This is a genomic window from Pseudomonas sp. ES4, assembly GCF_050586665.1.
Taxonomy (GTDB): Bacteria; Pseudomonadota; Gammaproteobacteria; order Pseudomonadales; family Pseudomonadaceae; genus Aquipseudomonas; species Aquipseudomonas frederiksbergensis.
In genome coordinates this window covers 424,159-443,526 of the sequence record NZ_JBOBDO010000001.1, presented here as the reverse complement: position 1 = coordinate 443,526, position 19,368 = coordinate 424,159, and the positions used below count along the sequence as shown (strand labels likewise).

At 58.3% G+C, this 19,368-nt stretch carries 21 protein-coding genes and 1 tRNA gene; 9 read left to right on the top strand and 13 right to left on the bottom strand.

Annotated features, from left to right (window positions below):
- The first annotated feature begins 229 nt into the window (after positions 1 to 229).
- The 3 genes from ACQ4OB_RS01985 to ACQ4OB_RS01975 all read left to right on the top strand — a co-directional run bounded on the left by ACQ4OB_RS01985 (position 230) and on the right by ACQ4OB_RS01975 (position 1,945).
- Entirely contained in the window at positions 230 to 1,447 is a 1,218-nt protein-coding gene (locus tag ACQ4OB_RS01985; RefSeq protein ID WP_430955018.1) for an MFS transporter, read from the top strand.
- Positions 1,448 to 1,527: 80 nt separating this feature from the next.
- Positions 1,528 to 1,707, top strand: a complete 180-nt coding sequence (locus ACQ4OB_RS01980; RefSeq protein ID WP_430955028.1) for a hypothetical protein — start codon at positions 1,528 to 1,530, stop codon at positions 1,705 to 1,707.
- A 4-nt stretch (positions 1,708 to 1,711) separates the two neighbouring features.
- Positions 1,712 to 1,945, top strand: coding sequence for a hypothetical protein (locus ACQ4OB_RS01975; protein ID WP_430955017.1), 234 nt, complete (start codon positions 1,712 to 1,714; stop codon positions 1,943 to 1,945).
- A gap of 114 nt (positions 1,946 to 2,059) precedes the next feature.
- Here the strand turns inward: ACQ4OB_RS01975 and ychF are convergent, their stop codons facing one another.
- The 8 genes from ychF to ACQ4OB_RS01935 form a co-directional block, all read right to left on the bottom strand.
- Positions 2,060 to 3,160, bottom strand: a complete 1,101-nt coding sequence (ychF, locus tag ACQ4OB_RS01970; protein WP_008011955.1) for a redox-regulated ATPase YchF — start codon at positions 3,158 to 3,160, stop codon at positions 2,060 to 2,062.
- Positions 3,161 to 3,182: 22 nt separating this feature from the next.
- Positions 3,183 to 3,767, bottom strand: coding sequence for an aminoacyl-tRNA hydrolase (gene pth / locus ACQ4OB_RS01965; protein ID WP_008153430.1), 585 nt, complete (start codon positions 3,765 to 3,767; stop codon positions 3,183 to 3,185).
- Between the two features lie 169 nt (positions 3,768 to 3,936).
- On the bottom strand, positions 3,937 to 4,539 hold the full coding sequence (locus ACQ4OB_RS01960) for a 50S ribosomal protein L25/general stress protein Ctc (RefSeq protein WP_074880258.1): 603 nt from the start codon (positions 4,537 to 4,539) through the stop codon (positions 3,937 to 3,939).
- A 141-nt stretch (positions 4,540 to 4,680) separates the two neighbouring features.
- Positions 4,681 to 5,622, bottom strand: a complete 942-nt coding sequence (locus tag ACQ4OB_RS01955) for a ribose-phosphate pyrophosphokinase (protein WP_003208392.1) — start codon at positions 5,620 to 5,622, stop codon at positions 4,681 to 4,683.
- Between the two features lie 45 nt (positions 5,623 to 5,667).
- A tRNA-Gln gene (locus ACQ4OB_RS01950) sits at positions 5,668 to 5,742 on the bottom strand.
- 37 nt (positions 5,743 to 5,779) lie between these two features.
- Positions 5,780 to 6,631: a 4-(cytidine 5'-diphospho)-2-C-methyl-D-erythritol kinase gene (gene ispE, locus ACQ4OB_RS01945; protein ID WP_074880862.1), complete on the bottom strand. Its 852-nt coding sequence runs from the start codon at positions 6,629 to 6,631 to the stop codon at positions 5,780 to 5,782.
- Positions 6,632 to 6,633: 2 nt separating this feature from the next.
- Positions 6,634 to 7,251 carry a lipoprotein insertase outer membrane protein LolB gene (lolB, locus tag ACQ4OB_RS01940; protein WP_430955016.1) on the bottom strand — a complete coding sequence of 206 codons (618 nt, stop codon included), beginning with the start codon at positions 7,249 to 7,251 and terminating at the stop codon, positions 6,634 to 6,636.
- Between the two features lie 4 nt (positions 7,252 to 7,255).
- On the bottom strand, positions 7,256 to 8,980 hold the full coding sequence (locus ACQ4OB_RS01935) for a tetratricopeptide repeat protein (protein WP_074880251.1): 1,725 nt from the start codon (positions 8,978 to 8,980) through the stop codon (positions 7,256 to 7,258).
- A gap of 182 nt (positions 8,981 to 9,162) precedes the next feature.
- On the opposite strand from ACQ4OB_RS01935, the gene hemA reads away from it, so the two are divergent.
- The 6 genes from hemA (at position 9,163) to ACQ4OB_RS01905 (ending at position 14,527) form a co-directional block, all read left to right on the top strand.
- On the top strand, positions 9,163 to 10,452 hold the full coding sequence (hemA, locus tag ACQ4OB_RS01930) for a glutamyl-tRNA reductase (RefSeq protein WP_074880247.1): 1,290 nt from the start codon (positions 9,163 to 9,165) through the stop codon (positions 10,450 to 10,452).
- Positions 10,449 to 11,531 carry a peptide chain release factor 1 gene (gene prfA / locus ACQ4OB_RS01925; RefSeq protein WP_074880244.1) on the top strand — a complete coding sequence of 361 codons (1,083 nt, stop codon included), beginning with the start codon at positions 10,449 to 10,451 and terminating at the stop codon, positions 11,529 to 11,531. The genes hemA and prfA overlap by 4 nt, the downstream gene beginning before the upstream one ends.
- Positions 11,532 to 12,362, top strand: a complete 831-nt coding sequence (prmC, locus tag ACQ4OB_RS01920; protein ID WP_430955015.1) for a peptide chain release factor N(5)-glutamine methyltransferase — start codon at positions 11,532 to 11,534, stop codon at positions 12,360 to 12,362.
- Positions 12,356 to 13,111: a molybdopterin-synthase adenylyltransferase MoeB gene (locus ACQ4OB_RS01915; RefSeq protein WP_074880238.1), complete on the top strand. Its 756-nt coding sequence runs from the start codon at positions 12,356 to 12,358 to the stop codon at positions 13,109 to 13,111. Before prmC ends, ACQ4OB_RS01915 begins: the two co-directional genes overlap by 7 nt.
- The gene (gene murI / locus ACQ4OB_RS01910) at positions 13,104 to 13,895 is read left to right on the top strand and encodes a glutamate racemase (RefSeq protein WP_074880235.1); all 792 of its coding nucleotides are present in this window, start codon (positions 13,104 to 13,106) and stop codon (positions 13,893 to 13,895) included. Before ACQ4OB_RS01915 ends, murI begins: the two co-directional genes overlap by 8 nt.
- Positions 13,896 to 14,008: 113 nt before the next feature.
- Positions 14,009 to 14,527, top strand: a complete 519-nt coding sequence (locus ACQ4OB_RS01905; protein ID WP_074880232.1) for an acyloxyacyl hydrolase — start codon at positions 14,009 to 14,011, stop codon at positions 14,525 to 14,527.
- A 129-nt stretch (positions 14,528 to 14,656) separates the two neighbouring features.
- Here ACQ4OB_RS01905 and ACQ4OB_RS01900 read toward each other — a convergent pair whose 3' ends face one another.
- From ACQ4OB_RS01900 to ACQ4OB_RS01880, 5 genes are all read right to left on the bottom strand, one after another.
- Positions 14,657 to 14,962: a YkgJ family cysteine cluster protein gene (locus ACQ4OB_RS01900; RefSeq protein WP_074880229.1), complete on the bottom strand. Its 306-nt coding sequence runs from the start codon at positions 14,960 to 14,962 to the stop codon at positions 14,657 to 14,659.
- A gap of 112 nt (positions 14,963 to 15,074) precedes the next feature.
- Positions 15,075 to 15,854: an SDR family NAD(P)-dependent oxidoreductase gene (locus ACQ4OB_RS01895; protein WP_076029801.1), complete on the bottom strand. Its 780-nt coding sequence runs from the start codon at positions 15,852 to 15,854 to the stop codon at positions 15,075 to 15,077.
- A gap of 14 nt (positions 15,855 to 15,868) precedes the next feature.
- Positions 15,869 to 17,314 carry a deoxyribodipyrimidine photo-lyase gene (gene phrB / locus ACQ4OB_RS01890; protein WP_083383409.1) on the bottom strand — a complete coding sequence of 482 codons (1,446 nt, stop codon included), beginning with the start codon at positions 17,312 to 17,314 and terminating at the stop codon, positions 15,869 to 15,871.
- Positions 17,315 to 17,349: 35 nt separating this feature from the next.
- On the bottom strand, positions 17,350 to 18,291 hold the full coding sequence (locus tag ACQ4OB_RS01885) for a MerR family transcriptional regulator (protein ID WP_074880219.1): 942 nt from the start codon (positions 18,289 to 18,291) through the stop codon (positions 17,350 to 17,352).
- 10 nt (positions 18,292 to 18,301) lie between these two features.
- Complete coding sequence (locus ACQ4OB_RS01880; protein WP_430955014.1) at positions 18,302 to 19,258, bottom strand: YbgA family protein; 957 nt, start codon at positions 19,256 to 19,258, stop codon at positions 18,302 to 18,304.
- Positions 19,259 to 19,368: the final 110 nt, after the last annotated feature.

Sequence of the window (19,368 nt, the reverse complement as noted above, 5' to 3'; positions counted from 1 at the left end):
CGCTCTGTAGGCCGGCTCTGTAGCGAAACTTCCCATTCTCGGTCCCCTTTGTAAGGGGCCGCGTTGAAGCGGATTACCAAGGCAAGATTCAGACCATGGCGTTGCGCTATCACCTTTTCAACAATGAAAACGAGGTCGTTAGCAGGCTAAGGGGATGGCGCGGTTGCACCGAAAAATGGCACATTGGCGCACCTGCCCGTGTGCACCCATCTGTTGTATGGAAACTCTTATGGCTATCAGCAATGTCCAGACCGGCGCGCAGCCGGCATCCGCGACTTCACAAAGCAGCCCTTTGGTCATGCGCATCATCGGCGCCGTGGCGCTGGCGCATTTGATCAACGACTTGATCCAGTCGGTGCTGCCGTCGATCTATCCGATGCTCAAGGCCAGCTACGGCCTGACCTTCACCCAGGTTGGCCTGATCACCTTGACGTTCCAGCTGACGGCTTCGCTGTTGCAGCCGTGGGTCGGTTACTACACTGATCGGCACCCCAAACCCTGGCTGTTACCGGCCGGGACGATCTGCACATTGATCGGCATTTTGATGATGTCGGTGGTCGGCACCTTTCCATTGATTTTGCTGGCTGCAGGTTTGATCGGTATCGGCTCTTCGACCTTTCACCCGGAAGCTTCTCGCGTGGCACGACTGGCCTCGGGCGGACGGTTTGGTTTGGCGCAGTCGACGTTTCAGGTCGGCGGCAATGCTGGCTCAGCCTTCGGTCCTTTGCTGGCTGCGGCGATCATCATTCCGTTCGGTCAGGGCCATGTCGCCTGGTTCGGGCTGTTCGCGGTGTTTGCGCTGTTCGTGCTTTATCGGATCAGCCGCTGGTACGCCAATCACTTGAGCCTGTTCAAACTCAAACAAGGCCAGGCGGCGACACATGGTTTGTCGAAAAACCGTGTGATCAGTGCGCTGGTGGTACTCGGGCTGCTGGTGTTTTCCAAGTATTTCTACATGGCCAGCCTCACCAGTTACTTCACCTTCTACCTCATCGAGAAATTCGACCTGTCGGTAGCGAGTTCACAGTTGCACTTGTTCCTGTTTCTCGGCGCGGTAGCGGCGGGGACTTTCTTCGGCGGGCCGATCGGCGACAAGATCGGGCGCAAGGCGGTGATCTGGTTCTCGATCCTCGGCGTAGCGCCGTTCACTCTGATCCTGCCGCATGTCGACCTGTTCTGGACCAGCATCCTCAGCGTCGTGATCGGCTTCATCCTGGCCTCGGCTTTCTCGGCGATCGTGGTGTATGCCCAGGAACTGGTGCCGGGAAATGTCGGGATGATTGCCGGGGTGTTCTTCGGATTGATGTTCGGTTTTGGCGGGATTGGCGCGGCGTTGCTTGGGCATCTGGCGGACATTCACGGCATTGAGTACGTGTATTTCTTGTGTTCGTTCTTGCCGCTGCTTGGGGTGTTGGCGATCTTTCTGCCGCGGAGCAAAAAAGTCTGACGCGGACCGATCCGGATTTGCGATAACCCAAATCCTGATGGACACTTCGCGCCTTTCTGGATTCGTTAAGGATGCGCACAGTGGAGTTTGACAGGAATCAATTTACCGCCAATCACGGCATTGTCCTCAGCGCTCATCCGTTTCAGTGTCAGACCTATCACGCTGGCGATGTGATCGTCAGTCTGGACGCTCAAGTCAGTGGCGGCATCGGGCCGCAGCGTTCCGTGTCCTCCATGATCATCAAGTCACAAGGGGCATAGGCCCATGAGTCTCTACATTCAATATGCGTTGGCAGGCGTGGGGATGCTGCTGCTATACAGTTGCGTAAGGAGCTATGTACTCAGGAAATGGCTGGGTATTGCTCTGGTCGGTTTGGGCTTTTGCGTGATGTTTGTGCTGCCGCCCTATATTGGCAGCATTGATGTCGGGATCTTTGCAATCGCGGTAGTGGGGGCGGGGGCTTCGATGTTCTTCAATCGGCGTAAGTATCAGGTGTGAGGTAACGAGCCGCCGTAGCATGTGTTGTGCTGGTTTAATCCATGAAAAAAAAGGCACAAAAAAGCCGCGTCTAAACGCGGCTTTTTCTTGGGTAGTGCTTTGTTCTGAATAAAGTTACACGTTAAAACGGAAGTGCATCACGTCGCCGTCTTTAACGATGTAGTCCTTGCCTTCCAGACGCCATTTACCGGCTTCTTTGGTGCCGGCTTCGCCCTTGTATTGGATGAAGTCGTCGTAAGCGATGACTTCGGCGCGGATGAAGCCTTTTTCGAAGTCGGTGTGGATCACCCCAGCGGCTTGTGGCGCAGTAGCACCGACGCGGACGGTCCAGGCGCGGACTTCTTCGACACCGGCGGTGAAGTAGGTCTGCAAGTGCAGCATTTCGTAGCCAGCGCGGATGACGCGGTTCAGGCCAGGCTCTTCGAGACCCAGGGCTTCGAGGAACATATCTTTCTCTTCGCCATCTTCGAGCTCGGCGATTTCGGCTTCGATCTTGTTGCAGACCGGAACCACCATGGCGCCTTCTTCTTCGGCGATGGCTTTGACGATGTCCAGCAGCGGATTGTTCTCGAAACCGTCTTCAGCGACGTTGGCGATGTACATGACCGGCTTGGTGGTCAGCAGGTGGAAACCACGAATCACCGCTTTGTCGTCGGCGCCCATGTTCTTCATCAGCGTACGAGCAGGCTTGCCGAGGGTGAAGTGAGCGATCAATTGCTCCAGCAGGCCTTTCTGGACCACGGCGTCCTTGTCACCACCCTTGGCGTTGCGGGCGACTTTCTGCAGTTGCTTTTCGCAGCTGTCGAGGTCGGCGAAGATCAGTTCCAGATCGATGATTTCGATGTCGCGTTTCGGGTCGACGCTGTTGGAGACGTGAATCACGTTCTCGTCTTCGAAGCAGCGGACTACGTGGGCGATGGCATCGGTTTCACGGATGTTGGCCAGGAACTTGTTGCCCAGGCCTTCACCTTTCGAGGCGCCGGCAACCAGGCCAGCGATGTCGACGAATTCCATGGTGGTTGGCAGGATGCGCTTTGGATTGACGATGGCCGCCAAGGCTTCCAGACGTGGATCCGGCATCGGCACGATACCGGTGTTCGGCTCGATGGTGCAGAAGGGGAAGTTCTCGGCCGCGATCCCGGATTTGGTCAGGGCGTTGAATAGGGTGGACTTGCCGACGTTAGGCAGGCCGACGATGCCGCAATTGAATCCCATGGTGTTTTCCCCGAGGAGTGAGTCAGGCCTTCTGGCTGTGCAGGTTTTTCATCGCGCGGTTCCATTCCCCGGCGAGGATATCCGGCAGCACGCCGAGGGCAAAGTCGATGCTGGCATCGAGTTTTTCCTGTTCGGCGCGTGGCGCACGACCCAGGACGAAATTTGAAACCATACTGGCAACGCCCGGGTGGCCAATGCCAAGCCGCAAGCGGTGAAAGGTATTCTGATTGCCCAGTTGCGCGATGATGTCGCGCAACCCGTTGTGCCCGCCATGGCCGCCGCCCTGTTTGAGCTTGGCAACGCCGGGTGGCAGGTCGAGTTCGTCATGCGCCACCAGGATTTCTTCAGGCGTAATGCGGAAGAATCCGGCAAGTGCCGCGACGGCCTGGCCGCTGCGGTTCATGTAGGTGGTGGGAATCAGCAGACGAACATCCTGACCTTGATGCGAATAGCGTCCGGTCAGGCCGAAATATTTGCGATCCGCCACAAGGTTTACGCCTTGTGCGTTCGCGATGCGCTCAACAAAAAGGGCCCCTGCGTTATGCCGGGTCTGTTCGTATTCAGCGCCTGGATTTCCCAGGCCAACGATCAGTTTGATGGCAGTCACGATAGGGGCCCTTCTTTGGAGTGGTGGATAACATCGCCGCGACCGTTGTGTGCGGCGAAAGTGGACGACAAGTGCTCATTTACCATTATGTAAACTCCGCGATCTCGCCCGCTTTCTCGCTACGCTCTAGTCCGCGATGTTTCCGGTCACTCCGGCGAACAGAGTGAAATTACTCTGCTGCGCCTTCTTCAGTAGCTTCTGGAGCAACACGTGGAGCGTGAACGTTGGCAACAGCCTTGTCATCGCCGTGTGCCAGAGCAACAAACTCAACGCCTTTAGGGGCTTTGAGGTCAGACAGGTGAATGATCGAACCGATTTCGGCGTTAGCCAGATCGACTTCGATGAATTCAGGCAGGTCTTTTGGCAGGCAGGTCACTTCGATTTCCGAAACAACGTGCGAAACTTCGCCGCCTTTCTTGATCGGAGCTTCTTCGCCAACGAAGTGTACAGGCACGATAGCGGTCAGTTTCTGGCCAGCTACTACGCGTACGAAGTCAGCGTGCAGCACGTGGCCTTTGGCCGGGTGACGCTGCAGGGCTTTGATGATTACGTTTTGCTTGGTGCCGCCAACGTTCAGCTCGATGATGTGGCTGTAAGCCGCTTCGTTTTCGAGCAGTTTGGCAACTTCTTTAGCCAGCATGCTGATGGATTCAGGGGCTTTTTCGCCACCGTAAACTACAGCTGGTACCAGGCTTGCGAGACGACGCAGGCGGCGGCTCGCACCTTTCCCCAGGTCGGAACGCACTTCAGCATTCAGGGTAAATTCGTTCATGTTGTATCTCCAAAATAACCACATTCGCCCCAGCGTTTGCGACCAGCGCTAAAGGCGATATGGGCAAAAAAGCCCCGCCCCGACAGGAATGCCGGGGCGGGGCGCTTTTCGTCAACGAGATGGTCGAGAAGGGCAGGGCCCTTAACGGAACATCGCGCTGATCGATTCTTCGTTGCTGATGCGGCGAACCGCTTCGGCAACTACCGGCGCGATATCCAGTTGACGGATACGCGAGCAGGCTTGAGCAGCAGCGGACAACGGGATGGTGTTAGTCACCACCAGTTCGTCCAGCATTGAATTTTCGATGTTTTCGATCGCCCGACCGGACAGCACAGGGTGTGTGCAGTAGGCGAAAACCTTGGCAGCGCCATGCTCTTTCAGGGCCTTGGCCGCGTGGCACAGAGTGCCGGCGGTATCGACCATGTCATCGACCAGAATACAGGTGCGCCCTTCGACATCACCGATGATATGCATCACTTCAGAGTGATTGGCTTTCTCACGGCGTTTGTCGATGATCCCGAGATCCACGCCCAGGGATTTGGCAACAGCACGTGCACGCACGACGCCGCCAATGTCTGGGGATACGATCATCAGGTTTTCGAAGCGCTGATCTTCAATGTCATCCACCAGTACCGGGGAGCCGTAGATGTTATCTACCGGAATATCGAAGAAACCCTGGATTTGGTCAGCATGCAGATCAACCGTGAGAACACGGTCGATGCCGACTACGGTAAGCATGTCAGCAACGACTTTCGCGCTGATAGCCACACGTGCGGAACGCGGACGGCGATCCTGACGGGCATAACCAAAGTAAGGAATAACAGCAGTGATACGAGTAGCCGAGGAGCGGCGGAAGGCATCAGCCATCACTACCAGTTCCATCAGGTTATCGTTAGTCGGAGCGCAAGTCGGCTGAATAATGAAGACATCTTTACCGCGGACGTTTTCATTGATCTCGGCAGTAATTTCGCCGTCGGAGAACTTACCGACAGAGATGTCACCGAGAGGGATATGCAGCTGACGTACAACACGCCGAGCCAGATCGGGGTTAGCGTTCCCCGTAAAGACCATCATCTTGGACACGCGCAGTACCTAGAGGCTGAGGGTAACCTGGATGAGTATGGAAAATGGCAGGGGCGGCTGGATTCGAACCAACGCATGGCAGGATCAAAACCTGCTGCCTTACCGCTTGGCGACGCCCCTGTATCTGTTGCAACGAGTACCCAGTACTCGATTCCTTTTAGAGCAGACTTTGCAGCTTGCGATGCAACATCGAAACGTTGCTTCCCTTTGCTACAAACCCTGTAAGGGTCTCTGTAAGAAGGGCCGAGACTTTATCAGCTTCAGCTTTGTTTGGGAAGCCCCCAAACACACAACTTCCAGTTCCGGTGAGTTTTGCTTCGGTAAATTTACCTAACAAATTCAATGCGTTACGTACATCTGGGTAACGCCTTGCTACCACCGGTAAGCAGTCATTTCGACTGTTTCCCTTGGGAACGGGGCGCACTTTAATGGGAGAAGAGTTACGTGTCAACAACGGATCTGAAAAAATTTCTGCTGTACTTACAGAGACTTGCGGCACAAGCACGAGATACCACGGTTCTTCGGGGTCTACAGGGGTCAGTTTCTCCCCCACGCCTTCGGCAAAAGCCGCGTGCCCACGCACGAAAACCGGGACGTCCGCGCCCAGCGTCAGGCCTAGAGCGGCCAGTCGATCCTCATTCCAACCCAGTTGCCAGAGATGATTGAGACCGAGCAAAGTCGTCGCGGCATTTGAACTGCCGCCACCAATTCCACCGCCCATAGGAAGAATTTTTTCGATCCAGATGTCGATGCCGAGCGAACAACCGGATTGCTCCTGAAGTTTTTTTGCCGCTCGAACAATCAGATTGCTGTCGTGAGGGACGCCTTCGAATTCGGTGTGCAGTCGAATCACACCGTCATCACGAACGGCGAAGGTGATCTCATCGCCGTAATCGAGAAACTGAAAAATAGTCTGCAACTCGTGATAACCGTCTTCACGGCGACCGAGGATGTGCAGCATCAGATTGAGTTTGGCCGGGGAGGGCAGCGTCAAGCGCGCAGCAGTCATCTTCATTGCCCCAATTTGCGAGGTTGCCATTCCTTGATCATCAGCGTGACATCAAGGTCGGTGCCATGCAGTTTGATCCGCTCGGGCAGCCAAAAGCCGTTTTGCTCGGCATAACTGAGGTATTCGACTTGCCAGCCATCCTGCTCAAGGTTGGCCAGGCGGCTGTCAGTGTCCAGCGTCAGACGGCTTTTGCTGTCCGGAGCCGGGAGCCCGCGAACCCACCAGGCCAGATTCGACACCGGTAACTTCCAGCCGAGTTGTTCTTCGACCAACACTTCGGGCGTAGGCGCTTCATAGCGGCCCTGGTTGGCGACTTCCAGCGAGACCTTGCCGGGGCGGCCGGTCAGGCGTGCTGCGCCGCGACCCAGGGGGCCGGAGAGGCGAATGTCGTAGTAATCCTGTCGCTGCAGCCAGAACAACGTGCCGCTGCCCGAGTCTTTCGGGGCGCGAATGCCGATCTTGCCGTTGATCTGCCAGCCGTCGAGGCTGGTCAGTTGCTGTTTGTACACGCGCCATTGGGCCGTGTTGCCTTTGCCCTGGACTGATTCGCGGGCACCGAAGCCCGCGCAACCGGCGAGCAGGGCGATGAAACTGAAAACGATGAGGTGGCGCAAAAACATAATGTTAAAGAGTCTCTGATCCGGTCAGGCGCTTGATGGTGCTGCGCAGGATGGGGCTGTCGGGTTGTTCCTTGAGGAACTTGCTCCAGATTTGCTTGGCTTCCCGTTGCTTGCCATTGGCCCACAGGACTTCGCCCAGGTGCGCGGCGACTTCCTGATCGGGGAAGCGCTCCAGCGCCTGGCGCAGCAGGCGTTCGGCTTCGTCGAGGTTGCCCATGCGGAAGTTCACCCAGCCGAGGCTGTCGAGTACCGCCGGGTCTTCCGGATTGATCTTGTGCGCCTGTTCGATCAAGGCCTTGGCTTCGACATAGCGCGTCGTACGGTCCGACAGGGTGTAACCGAGGGCGTTCAACGCCATCGCGTTGTCGGGGTCGCGCTTGATGATCAGCCGCAGATCACTTTCCATCTGCGCCAGGTCATTGCGTTTTTCCGCTTGCATGGCGCGGGTGTACAGCAGGTTCAAATCGTCCGGGTATTGCTGCAAGGCTTGCTTCAATACATTCCAGGCCTTGTCGGGCTGTTTATTGGCAGACAAGGTTTCGGCTTCGATCAAGTACAACTGAATCGCGTAATCGGGTTGCTCATCGCGCTCCGCAGCCAGACGGCTTTGGGCTTCGGCGGTCTTGCCGTTATTCATCAGGATATCGGCCTGACGCAATTGCGCCGGCAGGTAATCGTTGCCAGGGCCGACCTGGGCGTACTCGATCAGCGCGCCTTGAGGGTCATTGCGCTCTTCAGCGATACGACCGAGGTTCAAGTGCGCCGAATCGACGTGGCTTTCCCGGGCAATCAGGTCTTCCAGATAGCCCTTGGCCTCATCCCAGGCCTTGGCTTCCAGGCAAACCAGCGCCAGGGAATAACGCAGCTCGTCGTCTTCGGGGTACTGCTGAACCAGGCTCGAGAACTCGGCTTTGGCGTCGTCCATGCGGTCCTGTTCAACCAGCATGCGCGCGTAAGTCAGGCGCAGGCGTTTGTCGTCCGGGTATTTCTTGATGCTTTTTTGCAGCAGCGGCAAGGCTTCGTCGCCACGACTGAGGGCCTGCAGCAGGCGTGCGCGCAGCAAAATCGGTGCTATTTCGCCTTCGTCCGGAGGATTGTCTTCCAACAGGCTCAGCGCACCCTTGGCATCACCGTCCTGTTGCAGCAGCAAGGCTTTGCCGAAAATCAGCTGACTGTTGTTCGGATGGCGCTGCAATAAACGGTCAAAACTTTTCATCAAGCCGTTGCGCGTGTCCTGGTCGGTATCGGCCGCAGACAGGGCGAGGAAGTCGAAATGCGTGTCGCCCTTGCCTTGCAGGACTTTCTCCATATAGACCATGGAGTCGTCATAGCGCCCGGCACGAGCCAGTTGCACGGCAGCGGCCCGTTGCGCCTCAAGGTCTTGCGGCGCGTTTTTCGCCCAGATCAGCGCGGTGTCCAGGGCGGCCTGATCGGCGCCCAGATACTCGGCAATACGGAATGCTCGCTCGGAGATGCCCGGATCCTGAGTATTGATCGCCTGGGTCACGTAGTTGTCCAGGGCAATGTCGAAACGATTGCGCTGGCCAGCCAGTTCGGCGCTCAACAGGCTGAAGACGGTTTCTTCACTGAATGAGCTGTAGACCTTGGGCTTTTCAGGGGCCGGAGTGCTGTCTTCGACCGGCGGCGTACCGTCCGACGAAACGGGTGCCAAGGCCTGGCAGCCGCTGAGGAAGACAAAAGCGAGGAGCAACGCGGAAGATCTATTCATATAGGAAGAGGACGACTAACCTGCGGTCGGATCATCATGACACAAGCCTTCGGCCAAACATAACCGAGACTCAATCGGCACCTTTATAGAGGCAGGTCATTGGGACAATAGTCAGCGGTAGTTGTTCTGGCTCTGTCGAAGTAGGACAATTGCCGGCTTCACGTCACTATCAGCGACCTTGAATGGCCTTCCTTGCACTCGGTATTAACCACAAGACTGCTTCAGTAGACGTCCGCGAGCGCGTGGCCTTTACCCCTGAGCAACTGGTGGAGGCCTTGCAGCAGCTCTGCCGACTCACCGACAGCCGCGAAGCTGCGATCCTCTCCACCTGCAATCGCAGTGAACTCTATATAGAACAGGATCACCTTTCGGCGGACGTCATTCTGCGCTGGCTGGCCGATTATCATCATTTGAGCCTCGAAGAGCTGCGTGCGAGCGCTTATGTGCACGAAGATGATGCGGCAGTTCGTCACATGATGCGGGTGGCTTCCGGGCTCGATTCGCTGGTGTTGGGCGAACCGCAGATTCTCGGTCAGATGAAATCGGCCTACGCCGTGGCTCGCGAGGCCGGCACCATCGGTCCGTTGCTCGGGCGGTTGTTCCAGGCCACGTTCAATGCGGCCAAACAGGTGCGCACCGACACCGCCATCGGCGAGAACCCGGTGTCGGTGGCGTTTGCCGCGGTCAGTCTGGCGAAACAGATTTTCAGCGACCTGCAACGCAGCCAGGCCTTGCTGATCGGCGCCGGCGAGACCATCACCCTGGTCGCCCGCCATCTGCACGAATTGGGTGTAAAGCGCATCGTCGTCGCCAACCGCACCCTGGAGCGCGCGAGCATTCTGGCCGAGCAGTTCGGCGCCCACGCGGTGTTGCTCTCGGACATCCCGGCGGAACTGGTGCGCAGCGACATCGTCATCAGCTCCACCGCCAGCCAGTTGCCGATCCTGGGCAAGGGCGCGGTGGAAAGCGCCTTGAAACTGCGCAAGCACAAGCCGATCTTCATGGTAGACATCGCCGTCCCCCGGGATATCGAGCCTGAAGTCGGCGAACTGGACGATGTTTACCTCTATAGCGTCGACGATCTGCACGAAGTGGTCGCCGAGAACCTCAAGAGTCGCCAGGGCGCAGCCCAGGCGGCGGAAGAGATGGTCTCGATCGGTGCCGAAGATTTCATGGTTCGCTTGCGTGAACTGGCGGCAGTGGATGTGCTCAAGGCCTATCGCCAACAAAGCGAGCGCCTGCGCGACGAAGAATTGCAGAAGGCCCAGCGCATGCTGGCCAACGGCAGCAGCGCCGAAGACGTGCTGGTGCAACTGGCGCGGGGCCTGACCAACAAACTCTTGCACGCACCGAGCGTGCAGTTGAAAAAGCTCTCTGCCGAAGGCCGCCTCGATGCGCTGGCCATGGCCCAGGAACTCTTTGCCCTGAATGAGGGCTCATCGGATAGCTTTTCGGATAAAAAACCGCAATGAAAGCGTCACTGCTCAATAAGCTGGACATCCTCCAGGACCGTTTCGAGGAATTGACCGCCTTGCTTGGCGACGGCGAAGTCATTTCCGATCAGAACAAATTCCGCACCTATTCCAAGGAATACGCGGAAGTCGAACCGATTGTCGAAACCTATAAACAGTTGCTCAAGGTACAAAGCGATCTCGAGGGCGCTCAGGCGCTGCTCAAGGACAGCGACCCGGACATGCGCGAAATGGCCGTGGAAGAAGTCCGCGAAGCCAAAGAGCAACTGATCGACATCGAAGCCAGCCTGCAACGCATGCTGCTGCCCAAGGATCCGAACGATGGCCGCAACGTGTACCTCGAAATCCGCGCCGGCACCGGCGGTGACGAGGCGGCGATTTTCTCCGGCGACCTGTTCCGCATGTATTCGCGGTACGCCGAACGACGTGGCTGGCGGGTGGAGATCCTCTCGGAGAACATCGGTGAACACGGCGGCTTTAAAGAAGTCATCGCTCGCGTCGAAGGCGACAACGTCTACGGCAAGCTGAAATTCGAATCCGGTGCCCACCGCGTACAACGGGTTCCGGCTACCGAATCCCAGGGTCGTATCCACACCTCGGCCTGCACCGTAGCGGTGTTGCCCGAGCCGGACGAGCAAGAAGCGATCGAGATCAACCCCTCGGATTTGCGCATCGATACCTACAAATCCTCCGGTGCCGGTGGTCAGCACGTTAACAAAACGGACTCGGCGATCCGCATCACGCACTTGCCGTCCGGTATCGTCGTCGAGTGCCAGGAAGAACGTTCCCAGCACAAGAACCGCGCCCGGGCGATGTCCTGGCTGTCGGCCAAGCTCAACGATCAGCAAACCAGCGCCGCCGCGAACGCGATCGCCAGCGAGCGTAAATTGCTGGTCGGTTCGGGCGATCGCTCGGAGCGGATTCGCACGTACAACTTTGCCCAGGGGCGGGTCACCGACCACCGGGTCAACCTGACGCTGTATTCCCTCGACGAAATCCTCGCGGGTGGCGTCGATGCGGTGATCGAGCCGTTGCTGGCCGAATACCAGGCCGACCAATTGGCAGCGATAGGTGAGTAAATGACGATCATTGCCAGTTTGTTACGCGCCGCCGACCTGCCGGATTCGCCCACTGCGCGCCTGGATGCCGAATTGTTGTTGGCCGCGGCGTTGGGCAAGTCCCGCAGTTTTCTGCACACCTGGCCCGAGCGCATCGTTCCGAGCGAAGCGGCGCTTAAATTTGCCGAGTATTTGCAGCGCCGCCGTGGCGGTGAGCCAGTGGCCTACATCCTCGGCCAGCAAGGCTTCTGGAAGCTTGATCTGGAAGTGGCGCCGCATACGCTGATCCCGCGCCCGGACACCGAGCTGTTGGTGGAGACTGCGCTGGAACTGCTGCCGGCCACACCTGCCAAGGTCCTCGACCTCGGCACCGGCAGCGGCGCCATTGCGTTGGCCCTGGCCAGCGAGCGTCCGGCCTGGACGGTGACCGCCGTGGATCGCGTACTCGAAGCCGTGGCCCTGGCCGAGCGCAATCGCCAGCGCCTGCACCTGAACAACGCCACCGTGCTGAGCAGTCATTGGTTCAGTGCGCTGGAAGGTCAGCGCTTTCAGCTGATCATCAGCAACCCGCCTTATATTGCCTCCGCCGATCCGCATCTGGTGGAAGGCGATGTGCGTTTCGAACCGGCCAGTGCCTTGGTGGCTGGCGCCGATGGGCTCGATGATCTGCGCCTGATTGTCGCCCAGGCGCCGGATTATCTGGAAGCGGGCGGTTGGCTGATGCTTGAACACGGTTACGATCAAGCCACTGCGGTACGCGATTTGCTGCTGACCCGCGGCTTTGAAGAAGTCCACAGCCGCACCGATCTGGGCGGTCACGAACGTATCAGCCTGGGGCGCCTGCCGTGCTGAATGATCAGGAATTGTTGCGCTACAGTCGGCAGATTCTGTTGCAACACGTCGACATCGACGGCCAGTTGCGACTGAAAGAAAGCCGCGTGTTGATCGTCGGTCTTGGCGGCCTCGGCTCGCCGGTTGCGCTGTATCTGGCCGCCGCCGGCGTCGGTGAATTGCACCTGGCGGACTTCGACACCGTCGACCTGACCAACCTGCAACGCCAGATCGTCCACGACACCGACAGTGTCGGCCTGAGCAAGGTCGATTCGGCGATCCGTCGACTGAGCGCGATCAATCCCGAAATTCAGTTGATCGCCCATCGCACCGCGCTGGACGAAGATTCCCTGGCCGCCGCCGTGGCTGCGGTGGATCTGGTGCTGGACTGTTCCGACAATTTTTCCACCCGCGAAGCGGTCAACGCTGCGTGTGTCGCCGCCGGTAAACCTCTGGTCAGCGGCGCAGCGATTCGGCTCGAAGGGCAGTTGTCGGTGTTTGACCCGCGCCGTCCGGAAAGTCCGTGCTACCACTGTTTATATGGTCACGGCAGTGAAGCCGAACTGACCTGCAGCGAAGCCGGCGTCGTAGGGCCATTGGTTGGCCTGGTGGGCAGTCTCCAGGCGCTGGAAGCGATGAAATTGCTGGTGGGTTTCGGCGAGCCGCTGGTGGGGCGCCTGTTGTTGATCGATGCCTTGGGCTCGCGCTTTCGCGAATTGCGGGTCAAGCGTGATCCGGGCTGCAGCGTCTGTGGTTCGAAGCATGCGTGAAGCGCCGATTGGCGTGTTCGACTCCGGTGTCGGCGGGCTTTCGGTGCTGGCCGAGATTCAGCGTTTGCTGCCTAACGAGTCACTGTTGTACGTCGCCGATTGCGGGAATATTCCCTACGGCGAGAAAACCCCGGAATTCATCCGTCATCGCTGCAGCGTGATGGCCGGTTTTTTTCAGCAGCAGGGCGCCAAGGCCTTGGTGCTGGCCTGCAACACGGCGACGGTCGCTGGCGTTGCCGACTTGCGCCGCGATTATCCCGAGTGGCCCATCGTCGGCATGGAGCCAGCGGTCAAACCGGCCGCTGCCGCCACCCGCAGCGGTGTGGTCGGCGTGCTCGCCACTACTGGCACCTTGCAGAGTGCCAAGTTCGCGGCGTTGCTCGACCGATTCGCCACCGATGTGCGCGTCATCACCCAGCCGTGCCCCGGCCTGGTGGAGCTGATTGAAAACGGCGATCTGCACAGCGAGGCATTGCGCCAGTTGCTGGCCAGGTATGTCGAACCGCTGCTCGGTGCCGGGTGCGACACGATAATTCTGGGCTGCACGCATTATCCCTTCCTAAAGCCGTTGCTTAAGCAGATGATCCCCGATGACATCAGTTTGATTGATACCGGCGCCGCTGTAGCGCGGCAACTTCAGCGATTGTTGGCCGAGCGGGAATTGCTCGCCCAAGAACCTGCGCGTGCTGCGCAATTCTGGACGAGTGCCGATCCGGAGCATTTCAGAAATATCTTGCCGATACTGTGGAATACCGCTGGTGTTGTGCGAAGCTTCAAGGAGTAACAAAACTCGGGGCAAGCGAGTAATTGGGGTGAACTTCTGATTAATCGTCGACTTCTATAGCGTTAAGCAACAAAAAAAAACCATACGAAATCGTTCGGAAAAGGATGTTTCTAATGAAGCGACTATTCTGCTTGGCCGCGATTGCGGCCGCACTAATGGGGCACAGTTTTACCGCTCAAGCGGCAGGCGTGGAGTTCGCGGTCGGCCAGACTGACGAATCGACCATGACCTATCGGCTGGGCATGCAATTCGATTGGGACAAGAGCTGGTTGCAGAGTGATATCGGGCGTTTGACGGGTTACTGGAGCGGTGCCTACACCTATTGGGATGGTGACAAGACCTCCAGCAACCACAGCCTGTCGTTCTCGCCGGTGCTGGTTTACGAGTTTGCCGGGCAGACCGTCAAACCCTACCTGGAGTTGGGCGTCGGCGTCGCGGTATTCGCCAATACCGAAGTCGAAAACAACCAACTGGGCAGTGCCTTTCAGTTTGAAGACCGGTTCGGTTTTGGACTGCGCTTTACGGGCGGGCATGAAGTCGGGATTCGTGCGACGCATTATTCCAATGCCGGAATCAGCAGCCCGAACGATGGTGTAGAAAGTTACGCGCTTCACTACACCATGCCGCTGTAAGACTCACTCGGTTAAATGTGGGAGCGGGCTTGCTCGCGAATGCGGACTGTCAGTTGACATCATCGTTGACTGACACGCCGCCTTCGCGAGCAAGCCCGCTCCCACATTGGATCTTCACTGGTCTGACTTTCAGCGATACGCCGTGGTAATCCCTTGGCGTTCTTCGATGCATTCCGGTGCGCCCATCTCGAACTCCCGACAGATCAGCGGGCGTTTTTCGTAGATGGTGCACATCATCGTGTTGCGATCCAGCGCGGCGCACCAGCCGTCATCCAGGCGCAGCATGACTTCCCCGCCCCAGTCATCGGTATCGATAAAACGTTCGGGCACGCCCGTGTCCGTGATCAGCATGACTTCGAGCTGACAGCAGCAAGCTGCGCAGGTCGAGCATGTGACCGCAGGCTCGGCGATTTGCGTATGGGGAATGGTTTTCATGGCGCCCAGTGTAAGGCAGTGGGCCGATGCTGTGTGAAAGGCCTGACGGACAGGGTGATCTCATGGCTGCGATTCAACAGCCAGGAGCGATCAGCCTTGAGAGGCGGGTGATTTACGGCTGGTCCTTGATCGGCGGGTTGCTGCGCACCATGCGTTTGCCGATTGCCAGGTTTGCTCGGTGGGGTGATTTCGATAATGGCCAGAGGTCGGCCATGAACAACGCGGGAAAGGCTATCTCCAGCGGCCGATCCTTGAGTTCGGCGAAGATGTGGCGTGCGGCCTTGTCCACCGGCCAGCCGAGTGGCGTGGGGCTGTTTTGCGCTGTCAGGGGTGTTTCGACAAACCCGGGGCTGACCACGGTGACTTCGATGCCGTCTGGAGCAAGATCAATGCGCGACGATTCAAACAGATAACGCAACCCGGGCTTTGAGGTGCCATGAGCCTCGGACCGTGGCAGCGGCAGGTAGGTGACCGAGCTGGCGACGCCCACCAGATACGGCGCGGTGCCGGCGCGCAAGAGCGGCAGGGCCGCCTGGATGCAAAAGCTGCTGGCAAGCAGATTGGTGCGCACCACGTGCTCGACGATCGACGCATCGAACTGCTGAACGTCGACGTATTCGCAAGTGCCGGCATTGAGGATCACCGTGTCCAGAGCTCCCCACTCCTCGGCAATCTGCTCGCCGATTTCTCGCACGGTCTGGCTGTTGGTCAGGTCACCGGCCACCACCAGCACTTGCCCCGGATAACGCTGGGACAAGACCTTGAGTGGCGCCACAGAACGAGAGCTCACCGCGAGGTGAGCACCGGTTTTCAATATTTCTTCGGCCAGCGAGGCACCAATGCCGTTGCCGGCACCTGTCAGCCAGTAGCGCCTTGGAGGTGTAAAACTCATCCCATTCTCCTTTTTCAGTCAGGTAATCGCCCGGCAGATTGTCGTGATGGCAAGTTCTTGAACGCGGCCAGCGCCCGTTGCCGAGAGCTGCTCAGATTGACGATCGGCGAAGGATAATCCGCCACACCGAACAGGCCGCCGAGGTTCGCCGGGTTGTGCACATCCTTCTTGTTCAGCCCGGCCAGTTCCGGCAGCCAGTACTTGATGAACAGCCCCTCGCTGTCGAATTTCTCCGACTGGCTCAGCGGGTTGAAAATCCGGAAGTAGGGCGCCGAATCGGTGCCAGTGGACGAACTCCACTGCCAGCCACCGTTGTTCGCCGCCAGGTCGCCATCGATCAGATGACGCATGAAAAAACGTTCGCCTTCACGCCAGTCGATCAGCAGATTCTTGGTCAGGAACATCGCCACTACCATGCGCAGGCGGTTATGCATCCAGCCGGTTTCCAGCAATTGGCGCATGGCCGCGTCGATAATCGGCAGACCGGTGCGGGCCTCTTGCCAGGCCAGGAGTTCATCCGGGGCATCGCGCCAGGCGAGGGCTTCGGTTTCCGGGCGGAATGCGCAATGACGCGAGACCCGTGGGTAGCCCACCAGAATGTGTTTGTAGAACTCGCGCCACAGCAATTCGTTGATCCAGGTAACGGCGCCGACCTTGCCACTTTCGAACTCGCCCTGATTGCTTTGCAGCGCGGCGTGCAGACATTGACGGGGGGAAATCACCCCGGCGGCGAGATAGGCCGAGAGCTGACTGGTGCCGGGTTTGGCCGGGAAGTCGCGTTCGTCTTTGTAGTCGTCGATCTGAGCGTCGGCGAAGGTGACGAGGCGACGGTGGGCTTCGGCTTCCCCGGCAGGCCAAAGACTGCGCAGGCTGTCGCTGGGCGTTGCGAAGCCTTCAACGTTCGACGGGATCTTGTCGCTGTCGATCGCCAGCGGCGCCTGCACGGCGGGTGCTGGGACCCGTTGCGGTAACGACCAGTGCAGGCGGTCATAACACGCCTTGCGGAACTGGCTGAACACCTGAAAGTAGGTGCCCGTTTTGGTCAGTACGGTGCCCGGTTTCAACAGCAATTGATCGAGGTAGCTGTAAAAGTCGATGGCGTGGGCATTCAGTGTTTCGGCTACGGCTGCGTCACGACGGCTTTCATGAATGCCGTACTCCTCGTTGACGTGCACCGCGTCGACTTTCAACTGCTGGCAAAGATCGAGCAGCACCTTGGGTGCTTCATCCCAGCGAGATGCCTTGCGGATCAACAAGGGAATGTTCAGCTCATCCAGGGCGCTGCGTAACTCGCTCAGGTTGCGCAGCCAGAAATCCACTTTGCACGGCGCATCATCGTGTTCCAGCCATTGCTCCGGGCTCAGCAGATACACCGCCACAGTCGGGCCGCGGGCTGCAGCGGCCGAAAGGGCGGTGTTGTCATGGAGGCGCAAGTCGCTGCGCAACCAGATCAATTGCACAGAGGTGTCCGCACGATTCATTAAAAAATTCGCCATTAAATGAGCCCACGCTGAATCAGGCCCTGATGCGCTGCTAGCGGATCTTCAGCCAGGAACAAATCAGTGATCTTGTACGTTCGTGCGGACAACTCGGTGTGGTGGATGCATACCGTTGGTCCGGCAATCAATTTTGGGCAACTGACCCCGTTCAAAAGTTTCGGCAGCTGCGAAAGATTCATGGCTTTGCTGGAATACAGCAGTACGCCGCGGGCTTGCAGATGATCGACCGCCAGTGCGAGTTCGCCGGCAGGAAGTGGCCAGTCGAACACTTCCACCGGGCAATCGGCGCTGCTGATCAGCCAGGCGGTCAGCCACAGGTGGGGTTCCAGTGGCAGGTCCGAGTGATTGATCAACAACAGGGGCGCGGTGCGTAACTGCCGGTTGTTATGGTAGATGCGTGCGCCAAATTTGCTGCGTAACCAGGAGTAAAAAAACACTCGCTCCATCTGTGCGCCAAATTGGCCTTGCCAGCGTTGTTCCAGTTCAGCCAGCAAGGGCATCAGCAGTTGTGCGCACAAGGTCCGTGGTGGATACAGCGCCATGGCCTGATTGACGGTGTCATCGACGGTGCGTTCATTCAGTTGAGTGACCGCTTGCAGCAGCGTCTGGCGCAGCACTTGCCAATCGTTTTCGACGGATTGGGTTAAGGCCTGTGGGGTGTCGAGCAGTTGTTTGACCTGGCTGACAGCCACGCCGCGATTGAGCCAGGTGAGGATCGTCAGGATGCGTTGAACGTGGTCGGCAGAAAACAGCCGATGCCCCTTGGGCGTGCGTTGCGGGACGATCAGGCCATAACGCCGTTCCCAGGCCCGCAGGGTGACGGCGTTGACGCCGGTCTGCCGCGCGACCTCACGGATCGGCAGCCAGCCTTCGTCGAGGGCTTTCCTGAAGTCGGCACCGAGGTCTTCGCTGGCGCTGGTGTCGAGTGGGCTTTTCATTGGATTGTCATTAGATCGCGTTTCGCAGGCTGAGATTTTCCGGATGCGGTTGCAGGTAAACCTGTTGCGCGATGTACGGATCCGGGTGTTGACGGAAGAAGTGTTTGAGCAGCGTCAACGGCACCACCAGCGGCACAATGCCGTGGCGGTACTGGCCGATAACGTGTTGCATTTCCTGTTTGTCTTCAGGGCTGATGGCCTGTTTGAGATAGCCACTGATGTGCTGCAGGACGTTGGTGTGGGTGCGGCGCGTGGCGCATTTTTTCAAGGCCGCCATCAGCTCGCTGAAGTAGCGCGGGCCGAGTTCGTTCGGATCGGTCTGGCCCATGTTGCCCAGCAGATTCCCCAGGGTTTTGTACTGCACCGGATTGTGGGCCATCAGCAGGTATTTGTAGCGCGAGTGAAAGTCCGTGAGGCCACGGCGAGTCAAACCTTCGCGCAGCAACTGCTGCCAGGCACTGTAGGCAAACACGCGGGTGAGGAAGTTTTCTCGCAGCACCGGGTCGTTGAGTCGGCCGTCTTCTTCCACCGGTAGATTCGGATGCCGCGCGCAGAACGCCTGGGCATAGATACCTCGGCCACCACCGTCCACCGGCGCACCGTTGGCGTGGTAGACCTTGACCCGATCCAGGCCGCATGACGGGGATTTCTGCATGAAGATGTAGCCGCTGATGTCGCCCAGTTCCGCGGCCATTTTCTGACCGTACTCGGCGAGTGGCCGGGTGACATTGAGCTCCGGGTTGACCGAGCCGACAGCCTCGAGATGTTCGGGATCACCCACCAGGCGGATCGGCTCCCGAGGAATGCCGAGGCCGATGGCGACTTCGGGGCAAACCGGGACGAAATCGAAATAGTCCGTGAGGGTGCGACTGCACAACTGCGAGGCCTTGTGCCCGCCGTTGTAACGTACTTCTGCGCCCATCAGGCAGGCGCTGATGGCAATCTTCGGTTTCACGGCGTGGGGCATTGGAGCACCTCGAATCTAAACCTGTACAGACTGTTCAGTCTGTACAACATGACTTCATCATAGATTCAAAGGTGTACAAGTCAAATTAATTGTACAAGTTTTTTGTGAGG

Coding starts and splice junctions, on each gene's coding strand:
- ACQ4OB_RS01960 (WP_074880258.1), bottom strand. CDS start 4,539: ATGAACGAATTTACCCTGAATGCTGAAGTGCGTTCCGACCTGGGGAAA.
- ACQ4OB_RS01935 (WP_074880251.1), bottom strand. CDS start 8,980: ATGAATAGATCTTCCGCGTTGCTCCTCGCTTTTGTCTTCCTCAGCGGC.
- ACQ4OB_RS01885 (WP_074880219.1), bottom strand. CDS start 18,291: ATGAAAAGCCCACTCGACACCAGCGCCAGCGAAGACCTCGGTGCCGAC.
- prmC (WP_430955015.1), top strand. CDS start 11,532: ATGACGATCATTGCCAGTTTGTTACGCGCCGCCGACCTGCCGGATTCG.
- murI (WP_074880235.1), top strand. CDS start 13,104: ATGCGTGAAGCGCCGATTGGCGTGTTCGACTCCGGTGTCGGCGGGCTT.
- ACQ4OB_RS01880 (WP_430955014.1), bottom strand. CDS start 19,258: ATGCCCCACGCCGTGAAACCGAAGATTGCCATCAGCGCCTGCCTGATG.
- ychF (WP_008011955.1), bottom strand. CDS start 3,160: ATGGGATTCAATTGCGGCATCGTCGGCCTGCCTAACGTCGGCAAGTCC.
- ACQ4OB_RS01985 (WP_430955018.1), top strand. CDS start 230: ATGGCTATCAGCAATGTCCAGACCGGCGCGCAGCCGGCATCCGCGACT.
- hemA (WP_074880247.1), top strand. CDS start 9,163: ATGGCCTTCCTTGCACTCGGTATTAACCACAAGACTGCTTCAGTAGAC.
- ACQ4OB_RS01975 (WP_430955017.1), top strand. CDS start 1,712: ATGAGTCTCTACATTCAATATGCGTTGGCAGGCGTGGGGATGCTGCTG.
- ispE (WP_074880862.1), bottom strand. CDS start 6,631: ATGACTGCTGCGCGCTTGACGCTGCCCTCCCCGGCCAAACTCAATCTG.
- ACQ4OB_RS01900 (WP_074880229.1), bottom strand. CDS start 14,962: ATGAAAACCATTCCCCATACGCAAATCGCCGAGCCTGCGGTCACATGC.
- lolB (WP_430955016.1), bottom strand. CDS start 7,251: ATGTTTTTGCGCCACCTCATCGTTTTCAGTTTCATCGCCCTGCTCGCC.
- ACQ4OB_RS01905 (WP_074880232.1), top strand. CDS start 14,009: ATGAAGCGACTATTCTGCTTGGCCGCGATTGCGGCCGCACTAATGGGG.
- prfA (WP_074880244.1), top strand. CDS start 10,449: ATGAAAGCGTCACTGCTCAATAAGCTGGACATCCTCCAGGACCGTTTC.
- ACQ4OB_RS01895 (WP_076029801.1), bottom strand. CDS start 15,854: ATGAGTTTTACACCTCCAAGGCGCTACTGGCTGACAGGTGCCGGCAAC.